This is a genomic window from Neorhizobium phenanthreniclasticum, assembly GCF_040066075.1.
In the GTDB taxonomy this organism is placed as follows: domain Bacteria; phylum Pseudomonadota; class Alphaproteobacteria; order Rhizobiales; family Rhizobiaceae; genus Neorhizobium; species Neorhizobium petrolearium.
Genome location: NZ_JBEAAL010000015.1, coordinates 102,412 through 119,616 on the forward strand (window position 1 = coordinate 102,412; position 17,205 = coordinate 119,616).

Sequence of the window (17,205 nt, forward strand, 5' to 3'; positions counted from 1 at the left end):
CAATTCCTCGAATCTAATATAGTATGCGAGCCTCAGGGTTCCATCAATTGGATTCACAGACGCGACATTTTTTGGATTTCCTCAACGCTTCGGCCCCCTGCCTACCTTGCTGCGATCATCGATCGACGTGGCCCGGCATCCGAAGACTGGATCGGAGATTCAATTGACAGGCACAGCCGGGTGAAAGGATCAGCACCAGCCCCATATGGCTAGGAACTGTCCGATTTATCAGAAAGGCACCACACTTCTGCCTGAAGTCAGGCGGCGACGGCCATAGGCAGGTCGCACCCACCGCCCCGATGAACATGGTCCGAAATCGGCTAACGATTGACTATCCGGCAGTATTCCGCTTGCTTCAAAACATCTTCGCAATTCGGTGAGCGAATGAAATCGTCATAGTAAAGCGACCAGACGTCAGGAGCGCCATCGCGATACGGGCCGAATTTGAAATATTGGTTATTTCCGAGGCCTCCATCGGAATGGCCAATCGCACCTTTTACCGAAACGATCCATTTGCCGTTTGCAAAAACCTCAAGATGACCGGTGCCTTTGGGTCCCGGTTTGGAGAGCACCGCGAAATAAATCCAGCCTGAAGCGGGCTCCGGTATGACGTTGCCTCGCTCGGTAACTGAGATTTTCTCCGTGCAACTTGTAAACCGATCCGCATCGACCGCCTGCCAATCCGGCGGCCGTACTACAAGTGCGCGCATTTGATTTGTTTCGGGCCGAAGCCACACGGGCGTCGCGCCATCGGGACATACCCCGTTCTGCGGTGAGCTCACGAGGTCCGGGTGGTAATTCGTTTCAACAGTTACGAAAATCTTGCCGCCACTGAAGCGGAACGCCAGATACGGGCTGAAATCGCCCTGTGCCTTCGGTCCGATTTCCCTCTTCCATTGGGCGATAAGATAGCGGTGGTCATCTGTTGGAATAGGGTCTGCAAATTTGACCGCAAACCCATACCAAACGGGAATCTCATAAGGGACGCGCAACGGCGTCCTTTCCCAAATCTCTGCCCGCTCGCTACAGCCTGGATCGCTGGCCGGGCACAGGGAACGGACGCTCAACTTCAGTGCGCCAGAGCCGCTGCGCCTGACCTTGGTTTGAAATTCAGCCGTACCAGCGGCCTGTTCGCTGTTTTCCCGATAGTAGAGGCCGCCTTCCTCCGCAAAATCGGAGGAGTCGAACCCGTCGTGCAATATCCGCGAAGCCGAGTCCTTAGCCTGGGCTGCCGGGAAACCCAGGCAGGTGATCAGCATCAATGCTGCGATCAACATTCCTCGAAGATGCTCGGCCATGAAACCCCACCCTGCTCCATCGTCGCAATTTATTTGAGCAAGCCCCTTCAAAAAGCAAGATGAAACACTGGATTGTGATGTGAAATGGGGCTCAGGAGGACGTGTTTGACGAGAAATCTTCGGCCGGACAGCAGCCCGTGAGACATACTGAAAGTGTGTGCGATCTTGGACGATGTCCGGCTCTGGTGCATTCCGCATGAACGGGAGAGGAGCTGTTGATCTCAGCGAGAGAATTTGCGAGCGCCGGCAACGCATAAAACAGTGGCAAGCGTGGCGACGACCATCATGGCGCTCACCTCTTCATGCAGAAGACCGAAGGCCAACAGCAGGCCGAAGAACGGTTGAAGCAGTTGCAACTGCCCCACAGCCGCAATGCCTCCCAGTGCGAGACCGCGATACCAGAACACAAAGCCGACGAGCATGCTGAAGATGGACACATAGGCAAGCCCAATCCACGAAGCGATCCCGATGCCTTGCCAGGTATTCGGAAGAGTCGTCAGGGCAAATGCCGCCATAAGCGGCAGCGCGAGGATCAAGGCCCAGGAAATTACCTGCCATCCCCCCAAAGTCCGCGAAAGTTTCGCACCCTCGGCATAGCCGAGCCCGCAGACGACAATCGCAGCGAACATCAACAGGTCACCTGTGATCGATGCCTCTCCGTCAAATGTCAGGGCGAAACCGGTCACTATGGCGCTGCCCAGTCCTGAGAACAGCCAGAAGAGCGGATTGGGATGCTCCCCGCCTCGCAGGACTCCGAAGATGGCGGTCGCAAGAGGCAGAAGGCCAATGAATACGATCGAATGGGCTGACGTGATGTATTGCAACGCCAGTGCCGTCAGCAGCGGAAAACCGATGACGACGCCAATCGCAACCACCGCGAGCGACAGGAGATCGCCAACGGCCGGCCGGGACTGACGAAGTAAAAAAAGGAGCGCTGCTCCAAACATTGCGGCAATTACCGCTCGAGCCGATGTCAGGAACATCGGAGAAAAATCCGACACCGCGACGCGCGTCGCCGGGAGTGACCCGCTGAATATGATGACACCGAGGAGCCCGCTGCCCCAGCCTTCCATGGACGTTTTCATGGCACCTCACCTTGGCCCCGTCTGATACGCGCGAAACACTGGCGGAAACAGATACAGATCAGTACAATTTCGAATAACTGTATCAGCATGTAAGACAATACAATTGTTGGAGGCAGACCATGCCGCGCAATCACGCGGGAAACCGGACATCGCATGTCATGACAGCCATACGAACCAAGATTGCCGCCCGCACTCTTGCGCCGGGGGACCGCCTTCCTTCGATCCGAGGTTTTGCAGCCGCCATGGGCGTGTCACCTTCCACTGTGGTCGAAGCCTATGATCGTCTTGCTGCGGTAGGACTGATCCGGGCCCAACGAGGCTCCGGTTTTTATGTCTCCAACAATGCTCTGCCACCCCTGAAGCTGGCCGAGACGGAATCGCCGCAGACAAGGACTGTCGATCCATTCTGGGTTTCGCGGCAGTCGCTTGATTCCGATGCCACGGTGTTGAAACCCGGTTGCGGCTGGCTTCCTGCTGACTGGATGCCGAATGAGGCGCTGAGACGGGCCATCCGAAGCCTGGCGCGAAGCGACGACGATCTCCTTGCGTATTACGGCAGAACACGTGGCTCCCTGCAGCTGCGGCATCTCCTGCTGGCCCGTTTTGCAGTGGAAGGTATCCAAGCCACGCCGGATCAATTGATGCTGACAAGTACGGGAACGCAGGCGCTTGACCTGATCTCTCGCTTCCTGCTTCGTCCAGGCGACACCGTCATGATCGACGATCCCTGCTACTTCAATTTCCAGGCACTGCTGAAAGCCCATCAGGTGAAGATCATCGGCGTGCCTTACACGCCATCGGGTCCCGACGTTACGGCATTCGAAACTCTGCTAAGCGCCGAACGGCCGCGGGTCTATATCACCAATTCCGCGCTTCACAACCCGACGGGCGCGACGCTTTCGCCCCAGATCGCCCATCGTCTGCTGAACGCTGCGGCGCGCCATGAAACGACGATCATAGAGGACGACATCTTCGCCGATTTCGAGCCGGAACCGTCATCACGGTTGGCGGCGCTGGACGGATTGAACCGCGTCATCCGCATCGGCAGTTTCTCCAAGACGTTGTCGGCTTCGATACGCTGCGGATACATTGCATCTCGCCCCGATTGGATCGAGGGACTCCTGGATCTGCAGGTCGCCACCAACTTCGGGGGGCCCAGTCCGATCTGCACTGAACTGATCACCCAAGTTCTGGGAGGCGGCAGCTATCGCAAGCATATGGAAGAGCTGCGGCAGAAGCTCGTCCGGGCGCGCCGTGAGGCCGTGGATAAACTGCACCGGCTCGGCATCAAGCCCTGGCTTTCACCGCGGGGCGGTTTCTATCTTTGGTGTCAACTTCCAGATGGCCTGGATTCTACGCAGATCGCACAAATCGCACTTGCCGAGAACGTTATCCTGGCCCCCGGCAACGTGTTCAGCGTATCGCAAAGTGCCGGCCGTTTCATGCGCTTCAACGTCGCCCATACACTGGATCCGCGCGTTCATCGAATCCTTGAAGATGTGCTGCGGAAAGCTGGTCAATAAATTATCAGCCTGTCTCACCGCCAACGTCAGCGAACCTCTCCACCCGGATGAATGAAGCGGGTGCGGCCGACGCCCATGCATCTCCATAGGCCAACGCCGCTCAGGCAATGCCAATGCCCTCTTGCGTAATACTGAAAACCTGTTAAACGTTTCACAGTTAAACGTTTAACATTGAGGATGCGGTGACACGCAGACGAGCAACATTGAAGGAAGTCGCGGAACGGGCGGGGGTCTCGATTGCCACCGTCTCGAACGTCTTCAGCGGCCGCAAGCCGGTGAATGATGATTTGCGCGAGAGGGTCGAAAAGGCAGCAAAGGAGCTTTCCTTCCAAATCGACAGGGCGGCCTCGCAGCTGAAATCCGGAAAGGCCAGGGTTGTCGGCGTGCTGGTGCCGGATCTCGATGATACGTTCTTCACCTCGCTCATCTCGCGCATCGAGGTGATGGCGCTGAAGGACGGTTACGATGTCATTGTTGCAAGCTCGCGTGACGACCGACAGCTGGAGGAGTCACGGCTGCACACACTGCTCGGCTGGCGGCCTTCGGGCATTATTGCTGTGCCGTGCTCGGATACGGTGCCGGATATTCTCGTCCGCGAAGTAGTGCATTTGCCGATCGTGCTGGTCGACCGCGTAATCGCGCAGGAAGCCGTCGCCGACACGGTGACGATCGACAATTTCGAGGCGGGCGAGATCGCCGGTCGCTATCTGGTCGAGATGGGTCATTCCGACATCGTGCTGGCGGCATCAGATCTGGATGTCGCGCCGATCCGCGAACGCGTCCGTGGCGCCGTTTCCATCGTGCAGAAGCTGATCGGCAGGGAGCCGGAGGCGGTCGCGCTGGGTTCGAATGCCGAGCGCGGCGCCGAACTCTTCGCCCATTGGCTCGAGCGACATCCGCTGCCGTCAGCGGTCTTTGCGCTCACGAACGTCACGACGCTTGCTGTTCTGACCGCACTTGCCCGGCAGAAGATCGATATTCCCGATCAGGTCTCGATCATCGGCTTCGACGACTACACCTGGATGAGCGCCCGCAAGACGGCACTGACCGCGATCCGCCAGCCGGTGGACGACATTGCCCGCGTTGCATGGGAGCGGCTGCTGCTGCGCATGGAGGGAGACGTCTCCGAACCGACGCCGAGTATTCTGCACACCAGCCTGCAGGTTCGGGATTCGACCCGCCGACTGATGCAGCCGGCAGATGGTGAAACGGCTCAGGGGACCGGCGAGCCGCCGGCCGGAAATGCCGCGAAGGAGCGGCCGAACAGCATCCATTAGGCGCGTGAGGAGAGTGCGCGCCGCACTGAAATGTCCGCATGGGAGGGACTTTTTTGCGTCTGAACAAGATTACCGAAGCGCTGCCATTCCTCGCGCCGGTACAGATACTGATCCTCAGCGTCATCGTCATTCCGTCGCTCTATGTCGTGTGGCTGAGCCTGAACGCGTCCAGCTTCGGGCAGTCGGCGACCTTCGTAGGGCTCGATAACTACATCAGGGTGCTCACCGATCCGGCCTTTCTGCTGGCGCTTGGCAATACGGTCTTGATCGTCATCTTCGCCGTGCATCTGGAACTGGCGCTCGGGCTTGGAATGGCACTGCTTTTTGCAAGCGGCCTGCCCTTCCGGCGCGTCCTGCTTGTCGCTGTGCTGGCGCCTTATGCCGTGAGCGAAGTCATCGCGGTTGCCATGTGGCGCTTCCTCTTCGAGCCCGACGTCGGTCCGGTCACGGCCATGCTGACCTGGCTCGGTCTGCCGATGCTCGACTGGTCCTTCGAGCCGTCGCATGCGCTCATTATGATCGGTCTCCTGACGATCTGGCTGCACCTGCCCTTTACCTTCATCATCCTTTATGCGGCGCGTCTAGCGATCCCGAAGGATCTTTACGAGGCTGCGCGCATCGATGGCGCCACGGCCTTCGATGCCTTCCGCAGAGTGACGATGCCGCTTCTCGGTCCGGCAATCGTGGTGGCGCTGCTCTTCCGCTACATCTTCGCCTTCCGCATTTTTTCGGAAGTCTGGCTGATGACCCAGGGCGGACCGGCCCGTTCGACCGAAGTGGTCGCGGTCTACCTCTACCAGGAGGCTTTCAGCTTCAACGCTTTCGGTACGGCAGCCGCCACCGCCTGGATCATGGTGCTCGCATCGCTGCTTCTTGCGACCGGTTATGTGTTCCTTCTTCGCAAGCAGGTGGCCGGCAATGCGCACTGACAAGCTCGCCATCGGCCTCGGAAAAACGGTCGCAGTCGCGGTGATTCTCGTTTGGTCGCTCTTCCCGATCGCCTTCATCCTCATGTCGTCCTTCAAGCCGGGACAGGACATTTTCGCGGTGCCGCCGAAATTTGTCTTCTCTCCGACCATCCAGCACTATGTCCAACTCTGGAACGGCTGGGGCGTGTTCTTCGGCGGACTTCTAAACAGCACCATCATCACGGCAGGTGCTACCGTTCTCGCAATCACCACCAGCACGGCGGCCGGGTATGTCTATTCGCGCTACAGCAGCCGGATGCTGAATGCGAGCGTGATGTTCCTGATCATCGTGCGCCTCATCCCACCGATCGTCGTGACATTGCCGCTCTTCCCGATCATCAACGCAATCGGCTTGAACGATACGCATATCGTCCTGATGGTGCTCTACGCGACCTTCTTCGTGTCGCTCGGCACGGTGCTGATGCGCACGTTCATCGACCAGATCCCGCGCGAACTGGACGAGGCGGCGCAGATCGATGGCGCGGGGCGTCTCACGATCCTTCGGCGGGTCATTGTGCCGCTTGCTGCACCGGGCATCCTGGCGGTGGCTGTCTTCGTCGTCGTGTTCGCCTGGAACGAATTCCTGTTCGCCTTCATCTTCACCGCGACGCGAGCCAAGACCGCACCGCTGGTAATCTCCGAAATGATCGGATCGATCGACGGGGTCGACTGGGGCGTGCTGTTTGCCGCATCCACCGTTCAGCTCATCCCCGTTCTGCTCTTCGTCATCTTCATGAACCGCTATCTGGTGGCCGGCCTGACTGCCGGCGCGACCAAAGGCTGATCACTGTCTGAAAGGGAGGAAAATCATGTCAGACAAGGTATTCACGAACATTACACGTCGCGGGTTTCTCGGAACCGCGCTGGGCGGAGCGGCCATGTTAGCCGCCGGGCCATCCTTTGCCGCCGGCAAGACGCTCAACGTCCTGAGCCACAAGGTGCACCAGACCGTGCTCGGCTCCGGCGACGGCGATCTCCTTAAGGATTGGCGTTCCGGCAATGATGCGGACATCGTCTGGACGACATTCGACTCCAACCCGTTGCAGGATCGCCTCTTCCGCGAGGCGAGCCTCAATACTACCGACTTCAATGTCGGCTATATCGTCGACAACCGGCCGACCAAGCAGATCGCGGCCATGTTCGAGCCTCTCGACAGCTACCTGGAGAAGGATGCGATCGAGGACTTCGGCGACATCGCTCCAGGTCTCGTCCAAGGCATGACTGTTGATGGCAAGCTGATCGGCATTCCGGTCCGCCACGCGACCCAGGGCTTATTCTACAACGAGGCGCTTCTGGAAGAGCAGGGCATCAGCGCGCCGCCGACCACGCTGGAGGAACTGGTTGAACAGGCCCAGAGGCTCACCTTTACCTCCAAGGCCGGCACACCGGTTGCGGGTATGGTGCTCGCGAGCGATCTCGCCGTCTTCCCGGTCATGTTCGCACGTGCTTTCGGCGGTGATTTCATCAACGCGAAATTCGAGTTGCTGCCGAACCCGGAAGCGATGGAAAAGGGCCTGACGGTTCTGCGAAAGATGTTCGAGAGTGGTGCCCTGCCACGCAGCTATGCGACTACCAAGAACGACGACCAGGTAACCTGGCTGCAGCAGGGGCGGGCCGCCTTTACGGTGCTGCCCTTCGCCCGAAATGCGCAATTGAACAACAAGGAACAGAGCAAGTTCCCAGGCAAGATCAAGGCGATCGAGTTCCCGATTTCGAGCGATCTCAAGGGCAAGGTGCCGATGTCTTCTATCGTCGAGGCCTGGGGCATGGTCATCCCGGCGAACTCCAAGGACAAAGAACTATCCTGGAAGTTCATCAAGGAAGTCTCCAGCAAGCGCGTGACGCTCGGCATGGCCAGGAACGGCAACGGCCCGGTACGCGTCTCGACTTATGCGGACCAGTCCTTCGTGAATAATCCGGTTGCCGCCGTCGAGGCCGAGGTCCTGAAGAATGCCCGCGGCGCCTTCCCGCCTTTCCCGGAAGCGGCGCGCGCCCAGTCGATCTTTCTCGAAGAGGTGCAACTCGCCGTCCTCGGCCGCAAGGAGATCAAGGAAGCGGTCGCCTCCATCGCCACGCGCGTGAAACCGCTCATGCAGGCCTGAAGTTTCTAAACACCGTCCGGGCGTTCTACGCCCGGACGGGCAATATCGCCGGAACCGCACGAATGACACGGACCTTCGGGTCCACTCCCACGAAAGAGACCAGGACAATGCCGAACACTACCATTCGATCAATCCAGGAGCCGGCCCGGGCAACACCCGTCATGGCCGAATATGACGTGCTCGTCGTGGGCGGCGGGCCGTCCGGCCTGACGTCTGCGCTTGCTGCTGCCGAAGACGGACTGAGGGTCGGATTGATCGAAAGCCGCAGCTTCGTCGGCGGCAACATGACGATCGGTCTGCCGGTACTCGGCTTCCTCGGTCAAAAGGGTAACCAGATCATCGAAGGCCTGCCGCAGAAATTCATCGACCGGCTGAAGCTTCGTAACGCCGCAAGCGAGCACCGGCCCTGCCCGTTGCATATGGGCATCACCCTCGTCGAGCCGGAGGCAGTCAAGACCGTCGCGCTCGAAATGCTGACGGAAGCCGGCGTCGAAGTGCTGTTTTACACCTTCTGCGCTGGCGTGATCATGGACGGCGATACGATCCGCGGTGTCATCACCGAGAGCAAGAGCGGCCGTGGCGCGATCCTCGGCAAGGTGGTCATCGATTGCACGGGGGACGCCGATGTCGCCTACCGCGCAGGCGTGCCTTGTGAAAAGGGCAATGCCCATGGCGGCATGCAACCCCCTACATTGATGTTCTGCCTCGCCGGCGTCGATACCGAGAAGCTGCGCCTCAGCATTGCCAACCAGCCGCCACAGGCGCGCACTTATCTGACCGATTTCATCCCGGCAGAATATTTCGGCCAGAACAACCAGTTCATCATCGTCGGCCTGCGCGAGCTGATTGCCAGGGCGCAGACGGAAATGGGACTCAAGATCCCCAATGAACGCACGATCATCATCACGGGCCTCAAAGCTGGCGAGGTCTGGATCAACATGACCCGTGTCAAGGGCGTCGACGGAACCGAGGCGGCGAGCCTGACGATGGGGGAGATCGAGGCCCGCGGGCAGATCGACGACATCGTCACCTACCTCATCAATTACGTACCAGGCTTCGAGAATGCCTATTTCACGAAGACGGCACCATTCCTCGGCATTCGCGAGACACGCCGCATCATCGGCGAATATGTTATGACGCAGGAAGACGTGCTCGCCTGCCGCCACTTCGATGATGCGATTGCGGTGGCAAGCTACCCCATCGACATTCACCGCCCTGCCGATGACGGCTGCACGCTCATCTGGTGCGGTGACTGCTACGACATCCCCTATCGTTCATTGATCCCGACGAAGGTGAACAACCTGATCGTTGCCGGCCGGGCAATCTCCACCACCCACGAGGCAATGGGCGCGATCCGCGTCATGGCCACCTGCATGGCAATGGGCGAGGCGGCCGGCCGCGCGGCAAAGATTTCCGTCCGCGGCAATCGCGCACCGGCGGATATCGATGTGAAGGAACTCCGCCGTCAGTTGATCGCCAAAGGTGCCTATCTGCGCACCAAGGACAGCGCCGAACGGGCGCGCGAGCTGGAAGACGCTTAAGGTCGTGGCTCGACGCAGAATGCGAAGGAAGTGAGGAAGCATGGCAAGTTTGCGCCTGGCCGGGCTCAGGAAAAATTTTGGTTCCGTCAACATCATCAAGGGTGTCGATCTTGAGATCGAGGACGGTGAATTCGTGGTTTTTGTCGGACCGTCCGGTTGCGGCAAATCCACTCTTCTGCGGATGATAGCGGGACTCGAGGACATATCGGGCGGTGATCTTTATATAGGTGGTCGGCTTTGCAACGACATTCCGCCGCGTGAACGCGGGATCGCCATGGTCTTCCAGTCATATGCACTCTATCCGCATATGACTGTGCACGAGAACATGGGTTTCGGCCTTTCATTGAACAAGACACCGAAAGCCGAGCTGGATGCCCGAGTGCAGGAAGCTGCCCGAATTCTGAAAATGGAGCACCTCCTCGACCGCAAACCCAGCCAGTTGTCCGGCGGCCAGAGGCAGCGCGTGGCAATCGGCCGGGCAATCGTACGCAAGCCCGCAGTCTTTCTCTTCGATGAACCGCTTTCGAATCTCGACGCAGCGCTTCGGGTGGACATGCGCATGGAGCTTGCCAAGCTGCATCGCGATCTCGGTGCCACGATGATCTACGTCACCCATGATCAGGTCGAGGCGATGACGCTCGCGGACAAGATCGTGGTTCTCGACGGTGGTCTGGTCCAGCAGGTCGGTTCGCCGATGGAAATTTACAAGAATCCCGCAAACAAATTCGTCGCAGGCTTCATCGGCGCGCCGAAGATGAATTTCCTTGCGGTAAAGGTGCAGGCTGCCCACGGAGGCACCGCAACCGTAGCGTCCGAGGCGATCTCGCCCATTCCGGTGCGTGGCAAAGGATTCGACAGCGGCGACAGCGCCTGGCTCGGGATCAGGCCGCAGTATCTGAAACCCGGCAGGGCGGCTGACGGTGAGGGAGGCATCTGTGGAAAGATCGTGCTGATCGAGCGTCTGGGTACAGAGACGATCGTTGCGATCGAGACCCGCGCGAACGAGCGGGTGGTCGCCTCGATCCCTATCGATATGGAACTGGCGTTCGACGACAACGCCGAGTTTCTCTTCAATCCCTCTGCCGCGCATCTGTTTGCATGATCGTCGGATGGACTGATCAAGCCAACCATCGTCAGCCCCGAAGATCGATCCAATCTGTGACCGGCATTGCCTGACGTAAATCGAAGCAAGGAATAGCATGAGACAGGAACTTTCTGGAAAGGTTGCAGCGGTTACCGGCGCTGCCTCGGGCATCGGCCTCGAATGCGCCCGTTCCCTGTTGCGCGAAGGCGTAAGCGTCGTTCTCGTCGACAGGGCCGCGGAGACGCTGGAAAAGTTGAGCTCCGAATTGGGGCCGAACGCCTTTCCTCTGACGATCGATCTGACCGACCCGTCCAGCGTATCCACGATGATGCCTCAAATCCTGGAACGGTTCGGAAAGCTCGATATCTTTCATGCCAATGCCGGCGCCTATATCGGCGGTGAGGTCGTCAATGGCGATCCCGATGCCTGGGATCGTATGCTCAATCTCAACATCAACGCCGCTTTCCGGTCCGTACAGGCGGTGTTGCCCCATATGGTGGAGCGGAAGACCGGCGATATCATCATGACCAGCTCGATCGCGGGTCTGGTGCCTGTCGTCTGGGAACCGATTTATACGGCATCCAAGCACGCGGTGCAGGCGTTCGTTCACACGGTACGACGCCAGGTGGCCAGGCACGGTATTCGCGTTGGAGCCGTGGCGCCTGGACCGGTCATCACGGCGTTGATCAGCGATTGGCCTCAGGCGAAGCTCGATGAGGCAATTGCCGCGGGCGGATTGATGGAGGCGACCGAAGTGGCCGAAGCAGTCATGTTCATGCTGACCCGGCCCCGCAACATCACCATTCGCGATCTGGTAATCCTCCCACTCAGCACGGATCTCTGACCATGACCCGGTTTTTCGTCGGCATCGATGTGGGAACAGGCAGCGCCCGCGCCGGCCTGTTCGATGAGAATGGCAATCTGAAGGCGTCGGCAAAGCGCCCGATCACCATCTGGCATGAGGCCGGCAATATCGTTGAACAATCGAGCGAACAGATATGGAAAGCGGTCTGTGAGAGTGCTCGGGAAGCCGTCAGTGCGGCCGGAATCCCGCCCTCGGCCGTTGCTGGAATCGGCTTCGACGCAACCTGCTCGCTGGTTGTCGTAGCCCCTGACGGTGCACCGGTCGCGGTCGGCCCGTCGGGTGATGCTCAACGCAATGTCATCGTCTGGATGGATCACCGCGCCGCTGGCGAAGCCTCGGAAATCAATAGCGGGGCACACGAGGTTTTGCGGTATGTCGGCGGGCGTATCTCGCCGGAAATGGAAACACCGAAGCTTCTCTGGCTGAAGCGTAACCTGCCCGGCTCGTTCACTGGTGCAGGGCATTTTTTCGATCTCGCCGACTATCTGAGCTGGCGCGCGACGGGATCGCTTGCACGCTCGGCCTGCACGGTCACCTGCAAATGGACTTATCTGGCGCACGAGAAGCGATGGGATGCGCAGTATTTTCAAGCCATCGGCCTTAAGGAGCTTACAGATGAAGGCTTTAAGCGGATCGGTACAGATATCGTCGATCCCGGAACGCCCCTGGCAAACGGTCTGACGGAAAAGGCAGCGGTCGATCTTGGCCTGCCTGCAGGAATACCTGTCGGGGCAGGCCTCATCGACGCACATGCGGGTGGCGTCGGGACGCTGGGCGGCAGGGACGCGCGCGGCAGCACAGATGTTCGCAACAGGCTGGCCTATATTTTCGGAACCTCCGCATGCTCGATGGTATCCAGCAACGATCCGGTATTCGTCGACGGTGTCTGGGGTCCCTATCATTCGTCAATGGTCCCCGGGCTGTGGCTGACCGAAGGCGGCCAATCGGCAGCGGGCGCGGCCCTCGATCATCTTGCCACAATGCATCCAGCCTCCGGGGAGGCGCGGGTGAAGGCGGAGGCCGCCGGCCTTTCACTGGTTGCCTGGCTCGATCGAGAAGTCACGAGGTTGTGCCCGGACCTTTCGCATTCCGTGGAACTTGCTGGCTCGATACACGTCGTGCCCGAGTTCATGGGTAACCGGTCGCCACATGCTGACCCCGACGCGCGGGCGATCATTGCCGGTCTGGGACTGGAAGCCGACATTCGCAGCCTGATTTCCCTCTACGTCGCAGGACTTTGCGGTATCGGCTATGGTCTCCGGCAACTCCTGGAAAAACTGTCCCAGAACGGCATCGTGCCCGACACGATCGTTGCGAGCGGCGGCGCGGCCCAAAGCAATCTCGTGCGACAGGTACTGGCGGACACCACCAATCTGCCTGTGGCCATTGCTGACAGCGAAGAGCCGGTTCTGCTGGGGGCTGCAATGCTTGGGGCTGTCGCTGCCGGCAGATATCAATCACTGACTGAGGCCATGGGAGTGATGTCGCGCCTGTCGAAGCAATATGACCCCCAAGGAGGCGCAACCCGCGAATTGCACACTCATCGATACCTGGCCTTTGGACTTCTTCAAGCGGCCGGCAGACAGATCCGACCAGTTATCCCGAAGAGCTAGCGCTGACTGAGAGCTCGCCCGCTCGCTCATTCGATTATCTTGCAAAATATTATTGACTAAAAGTGTCATGTTAATTTATTGGCCCACCTATCCCTTCTCCCAAGGCATGGGGCGCTGTCGTGTATTCTTTGAAAGCAGAGGTCGAGCAGACGAGCGGGGCAGCCAAGGCATTCAGCCTCTCGGGGATCTCCTTTTCCGTCGAACACCGCGATCTGCTCAAGAACGTGAACATTGCTTTCGGCGCCGGTGAGATCTCGGCCCTGGTCGGTCACAACGGCTCGGGAAAGTCGACGCTGCTCAAGCTGCTGGCCCGTCAGATGATCCCGTCGTCGGGCGAGATCCGATTCGGAGGCCATAAACTTAGCGAATTTGACCAACGCACCTTCGCCCGCTCCGTCGCCTATCTCCCGCAGGAGGTTTCCGCGGCCCCTGGCATGACGGTCCGGGAACTGGTGGCATGCGGACGTTATCCTTGGCACGGCGCGCTTGGCCGCTTCACGGCAGGCGACAGCGCAAAGGTCGAAGAGGCGCTGGCGCTCACCCATGTCGAAAGTTTTGCCGATCGGCTCATGGAGACCCTTTCGGGCGGGGAACGTCAGCGCGCCTGGATCGCCATGCTGATGGCGCAGGATGCCGAATACCTTCTGCTCGACGAACCGACGTCTGCCCTCGACATCGCCCATCAGATCGAATTGCTCGGCCTCATCCAGCGCCTTTCCCGGGAAAAGGGGTTGAGCGTCGTGATCGTGCTGCACGACATCAACATGGCGGCACGCTTCTGCGACCGCATTTACGCCTTGAAAGCCGGCGCCGTCGTGGCGGAGGGCCGCGCCGCCGACATCCTTCGATGCGAGGTGCTGGAACGCATATATGGTGTCAGGATGGAGGTGATGCCGCATCCGCATCTCGGAATTCCGCTCGCTTATGTCTGCTAAATCCGAAAACATGCGGGTCAAGGGCCTGAGCCGCCGCTCTCTTCTGTCTGCGGCCGCACTGGCGCCGTTCGGTCTTGCCGCCCCGGCCCGCGCCGCGTCCCCGGCGCCCCTACCAAAGGTCGCAAGCCTGGATTACGGCCTCGCATCCACACTGATGAACCTCGGAATCACACCGACTGCGATTGTCTCCCTCGCCGATTGGGACAAATGGGTCATCGAACCGGAAATCCCCGCGGGCGTGGCCGATCTCGGCAACGGTTGGGAAATCAATTTCGAAGTCCTGGCGATGCTCAAGCCCGATCTGATTCTGACCACTCCTTATCTCGACGCATTGAAGCCAAGGCTAGAAACCATGGGCAAGGTACTTCGCCTTGAAATTTACGATGCCAGCGGCGGCGCCGTTCTGTCCAAAGCCTATGCGGCCACGCGTGCGCTGGCACAGGCCGTCGACCGGGTGGCGGAAGGCGATGCCTTTCTCGCGCGGGCGGACATCTTCTTCGACGATTGCCGGAAAAGGCTGGCGCTGATCGGCGCCCCGCCGGTTGTCCTCATGGGTTTCCTGGACGCCCGCCATGCGCGGGTCTACGCAACCCCCGGCCTCTATGACAATGTGCTTTCCCGTATCGGCGTCAAGAACGCCTGGAAGGGCCAGGGAAACTACTGGGGGTTCGAAACCATCGGCATCGAGGATCTGGCACGCGTCACCGACCCGCGTGCTCGTCTGATCGCCTTCGAGCCCGTACCGGGCGACGTCCTGCCGAAGCTTGCCGAAAGCCCGCTCTGGAAGGCGCTGCCAATATCGCAGCCAGGCCGTTTCTCGGTGATCCCCGGTGCCCTGATGTTCGGCATGGTCAACGACGCAATGCGTTTCGCGCGTCTCCTGACCGAACACCTGGAGAATACGGCATGACTGCGAATGCCGCCGCGCCCGGCCGCCTTGCCGGCCCGCTCCTCGTCGCGATCATCATCGCCCTTGCTGCAGCCGCATTCGCCGTCCTCCGGCTGGAGCCGGAACTTGCTGCCATCGGCCAACAGGCCCCCGGCTACGATATCCGGCAAGTCGTGCTCCTGTATTCGACCCTGCCGCGGATGGCTACGGCGCTTCTGGCGGGGGCGGCGCTTGGCCTTTCGGGCGCGCTGTTCCAACAGGTGCTGCGCAATCCTCTGGCTTCACCGACGACGCTCGGCGTCTCGGCCGGGGCCAACCTCTCGCTGGCGCTCGCGACGCTTTACGTGCCGGATCTTCTGGGCTTCGGGCGGGATCTGGTGGCGCTTGCCGGCAGCGCAATCGCGGCCGGACTTGTGTTTCTGCTCGGAGCCAGACGCGGTTTCTCACCCTTTTCGCTCGTGCTGTCGGGCCTGGTCATCAGTCTGTGGTGCGGTGCGCTCTCGGCCGTCCTTGTCATGCTGAATGACCGTTGGCTGGCAAGCCTCTTCATCTGGGGCGCGGGTTCGCTTTCACAGCAAAGCTGGGTCATCCCGCTTTCGCTGTTGCCCAAGGTGGCAATCGCCGGGCTTCTCGCCTGGCTGATCGTCAGGCCGCTCGCGCTGGTCGAGCTCGGGGAGGCGGGTGCGACCGCACTCGGCGTCGACACATCGCGACTGCGGCTGCTTGCCATCGTCGTCGCTGTCGCGCTCGCCGCCTTCGTGACGAGCGCCGTCGGCGTCATCGGCTTCATCGGCCTCGTCGCGCCTATCATCGCGCGACTTTCCGGCGCACGCCGGGCCGGTTCCGTGCTCCTATGGTCCGCTCTTATCGGGGCAGCGCTGCTGTGGCTCGCCGACGGCGTCGTCCAATATCTTGCCGGCGCATTTTCCGACTTCCTCCCGACCGGCGCGGTGACTGCGGTTTTCGGTTCTCCATTGCTCCTCCTGCTTCTGCACCGGCTCAAAGTGCGCCACCGCGTCATGCCTGAACAAGGCAGGATATTCAGCAGGCGGCTCCAGGCATCCCCTGGCCTCACACTTGCGGCGATCGCAGGGCTTGCCCTGCTGGTCGCTGCAGCGCTTCTTGTGGGACGTACGGCCGACGGCGATTGGGCTCTTCTTCACCCCGATCTTTACATCGACATTCTGCCCCTTCGGTTTCCGCGGGTTCTGGGGGCACTTTCGGCGGGCGCCATGCTGGCAATAGCGGGTACGATCCTTCAACGCCTGACCGGAAACGAGATGGCGAGCCCTGAAGTGCTTGGTATAGGCGCCGGCGCCACGATCGGCGTGACGGTGACGATCTTCATCGTTGCCGCGCCGGGATTTGGCCTGCAGATCACTTCGGCGGCGGCTGGCGCGCTCGCGGTGCTGGGGCTTGTCGTCGGATTTTCTTTGCGCGGCGGGCTTCTGCCTGAACGGGTGCTGCTTGCGGGCATAGCGCTCAGCGCGATGGTCGATGCCGTGGTGGGCGTCCTGTCCTCGACGGGCGATCCCCGGGCCATGTTTCTCTTGCGCTGGATGAGCGGCTCCACCTATGGCGTGGAAACGTCCACCGCCTTTGCGGTTGCGGCGGCGGCCGTCATGCTCGTGACAGCAGCGGCATCAGTGCATCGTTGGCTTGATATTCTACCGCTCGGCCCTGCACCCGCCGCCGGCCTGGGCCTTTCGCTCCCCCGTTCACGGCTGTTTCTCTTCGCGCTTGCGGGGCTTGCCTCGGCGGTGGCAACGCTCTGCGTGGGACCGTTGAGCTTCATAGGACTGATGGGGCCGCATCTGGCGCGGGAATGCGGGCTCGTGAGGGCACGGCCGCAAATTCTTGGCGCGGCGCTGCTTGGTGGCGGGCTGATGGTCGTCGCCGATTGGCTCGGCCGCACGATCATCTTCCCCTACCAGATTCCGGCGGGGCTGGTGTCGGCCCTCGTCGGCGCACCGTTCCTGATGCTCTTAATGCGGCGGAAGTGAAGACCGGAAGCGCTCAAGAGCG

The 17,205-nt window shown here is 60.4% G+C and carries 14 protein-coding genes; 12 read left to right on the forward strand and 2 right to left on the reverse strand.

Annotated features, from left to right (window positions below; all coding sequences use genetic code 11):
• Nucleotides 1-320: 320 nt before the first annotated feature.
• Both ABK249_RS18980 and ABK249_RS18985 read right to left on the reverse strand, forming a co-directional pair.
• Nucleotides 321-1,298: a polysaccharide lyase gene (locus ABK249_RS18980; protein WP_415926452.1), complete on the reverse strand. Its 978-nt coding sequence runs from the start codon at nucleotides 1,296-1,298 to the stop codon at nucleotides 321-323.
• A gap of 221 nt (nucleotides 1,299-1,519) precedes the next feature.
• Nucleotides 1,520-2,383 carry a DMT family transporter gene (locus ABK249_RS18985; protein ID WP_037152059.1) on the reverse strand — a complete coding sequence of 288 codons (864 nt, stop codon included), beginning with the start codon at nucleotides 2,381-2,383 and terminating at the stop codon, nucleotides 1,520-1,522.
• Nucleotides 2,384-2,541: 158 nt separating this feature from the next.
• On the opposite strand from ABK249_RS18985, the gene ABK249_RS18990 reads away from it, so the two are divergent.
• The 12 genes from ABK249_RS18990 (at nucleotide 2,542) to fhuB (ending at nucleotide 17,183) form a co-directional block, all read left to right on the forward strand.
• Nucleotides 2,542-3,906, forward strand: a complete 1,365-nt coding sequence (locus ABK249_RS18990; RefSeq protein WP_348863651.1) for an aminotransferase-like domain-containing protein — start codon at nucleotides 2,542-2,544, stop codon at nucleotides 3,904-3,906.
• Nucleotides 3,907-4,088: 182 nt separating this feature from the next.
• Nucleotides 4,089-5,183 carry a LacI family DNA-binding transcriptional regulator gene (locus tag ABK249_RS18995; protein WP_348863652.1) on the forward strand — a complete coding sequence of 365 codons (1,095 nt, stop codon included), beginning with the start codon at nucleotides 4,089-4,091 and terminating at the stop codon, nucleotides 5,181-5,183.
• Between the two features lie 53 nt (nucleotides 5,184-5,236).
• Nucleotides 5,237-6,112 (forward strand): carbohydrate ABC transporter permease, encoded by an 876-nt coding sequence (locus ABK249_RS19000; RefSeq protein WP_348863653.1) that lies wholly within the window; start codon nucleotides 5,237-5,239, stop codon nucleotides 6,110-6,112.
• Nucleotides 6,102-6,935 (forward strand): carbohydrate ABC transporter permease, encoded by an 834-nt coding sequence (locus ABK249_RS19005; protein WP_037152053.1) that lies wholly within the window; start codon nucleotides 6,102-6,104, stop codon nucleotides 6,933-6,935. Before ABK249_RS19000 ends, ABK249_RS19005 begins: the two co-directional genes overlap by 11 nt.
• 25 nt (nucleotides 6,936-6,960) lie before the next feature.
• Nucleotides 6,961-8,253 (forward strand): ABC transporter substrate-binding protein, encoded by a 1,293-nt coding sequence (locus tag ABK249_RS19010; protein ID WP_037152051.1) that lies wholly within the window; start codon nucleotides 6,961-6,963, stop codon nucleotides 8,251-8,253.
• 107 nt (nucleotides 8,254-8,360) lie between these two features.
• Nucleotides 8,361-9,794, forward strand: a complete 1,434-nt coding sequence (locus ABK249_RS19015; RefSeq protein ID WP_348863654.1) for an FAD-dependent oxidoreductase — start codon at nucleotides 8,361-8,363, stop codon at nucleotides 9,792-9,794.
• Between the two features lie 40 nt (nucleotides 9,795-9,834).
• The gene (locus ABK249_RS19020) at nucleotides 9,835-10,896 is read left to right on the forward strand and encodes an ABC transporter ATP-binding protein (protein ID WP_348863655.1); all 1,062 of its coding nucleotides are present in this window, start codon (nucleotides 9,835-9,837) and stop codon (nucleotides 10,894-10,896) included.
• A 97-nt stretch (nucleotides 10,897-10,993) separates the two neighbouring features.
• Nucleotides 10,994-11,722 (forward strand): SDR family oxidoreductase, encoded by a 729-nt coding sequence (locus ABK249_RS19025; RefSeq protein ID WP_348863656.1) that lies wholly within the window; start codon nucleotides 10,994-10,996, stop codon nucleotides 11,720-11,722.
• A 2-nt stretch (nucleotides 11,723-11,724) separates the two neighbouring features.
• On the forward strand, nucleotides 11,725-13,356 hold the full coding sequence (locus tag ABK249_RS19030; protein WP_348863657.1) for an FGGY-family carbohydrate kinase: 1,632 nt from the start codon (nucleotides 11,725-11,727) through the stop codon (nucleotides 13,354-13,356).
• Between the two features lie 119 nt (nucleotides 13,357-13,475).
• A complete protein-coding gene (locus ABK249_RS19035) occupies nucleotides 13,476-14,291 on the forward strand; it encodes an ATP-binding cassette domain-containing protein (protein ID WP_415926453.1) in 816 nt (271 codons plus the stop codon).
• Nucleotides 14,281-15,201: an ABC transporter substrate-binding protein gene (locus ABK249_RS19040; protein ID WP_348863658.1), complete on the forward strand. Its 921-nt coding sequence runs from the start codon at nucleotides 14,281-14,283 to the stop codon at nucleotides 15,199-15,201. The genes ABK249_RS19035 and ABK249_RS19040 overlap by 11 nt, the downstream gene beginning before the upstream one ends.
• Complete coding sequence (fhuB, locus tag ABK249_RS19045) at nucleotides 15,198-17,183, forward strand: Fe(3+)-hydroxamate ABC transporter permease FhuB (RefSeq protein ID WP_348863660.1); 1,986 nt, start codon at nucleotides 15,198-15,200, stop codon at nucleotides 17,181-17,183. The genes ABK249_RS19040 and fhuB overlap by 4 nt, the downstream gene beginning before the upstream one ends.
• Nucleotides 17,184-17,205 lie beyond the last annotated feature (22 nt).

What these genes read in the sequence shown, in the direction of transcription:
- ABK249_RS19005 (WP_037152053.1), top strand. Translation starts at nt 6,102, where the DNA reads ATGCGCACTGACAAGCTCGCCATCGGCCTCGGAAAAACGGTCGCAGTC.
- ABK249_RS19040 (WP_348863658.1), top strand. Translation starts at nt 14,281, where the DNA reads ATGTCTGCTAAATCCGAAAACATGCGGGTCAAGGGCCTGAGCCGCCGC.
- ABK249_RS19010 (WP_037152051.1), top strand. Translation starts at nt 6,961, where the DNA reads ATGTCAGACAAGGTATTCACGAACATTACACGTCGCGGGTTTCTCGGA.
- ABK249_RS19015 (WP_348863654.1), top strand. Translation starts at nt 8,361, where the DNA reads ATGCCGAACACTACCATTCGATCAATCCAGGAGCCGGCCCGGGCAACA.
- ABK249_RS19025 (WP_348863656.1), top strand. Translation starts at nt 10,994, where the DNA reads ATGAGACAGGAACTTTCTGGAAAGGTTGCAGCGGTTACCGGCGCTGCC.
- fhuB (WP_348863660.1), top strand. Translation starts at nt 15,198, where the DNA reads ATGACTGCGAATGCCGCCGCGCCCGGCCGCCTTGCCGGCCCGCTCCTC.
- ABK249_RS19020 (WP_348863655.1), top strand. Translation starts at nt 9,835, where the DNA reads ATGGCAAGTTTGCGCCTGGCCGGGCTCAGGAAAAATTTTGGTTCCGTC.
- ABK249_RS18990 (WP_348863651.1), top strand. Translation starts at nt 2,542, where the DNA reads ATGACAGCCATACGAACCAAGATTGCCGCCCGCACTCTTGCGCCGGGG.
- ABK249_RS18985 (WP_037152059.1), bottom strand. Translation starts at nt 2,383, where the DNA reads ATGAAAACGTCCATGGAAGGCTGGGGCAGCGGGCTCCTCGGTGTCATC.
- ABK249_RS18980 (WP_415926452.1), bottom strand. Translation starts at nt 1,298, where the DNA reads ATGGCCGAGCATCTTCGAGGAATGTTGATCGCAGCATTGATGCTGATC.
- ABK249_RS19030 (WP_348863657.1), top strand. Translation starts at nt 11,725, where the DNA reads ATGACCCGGTTTTTCGTCGGCATCGATGTGGGAACAGGCAGCGCCCGC.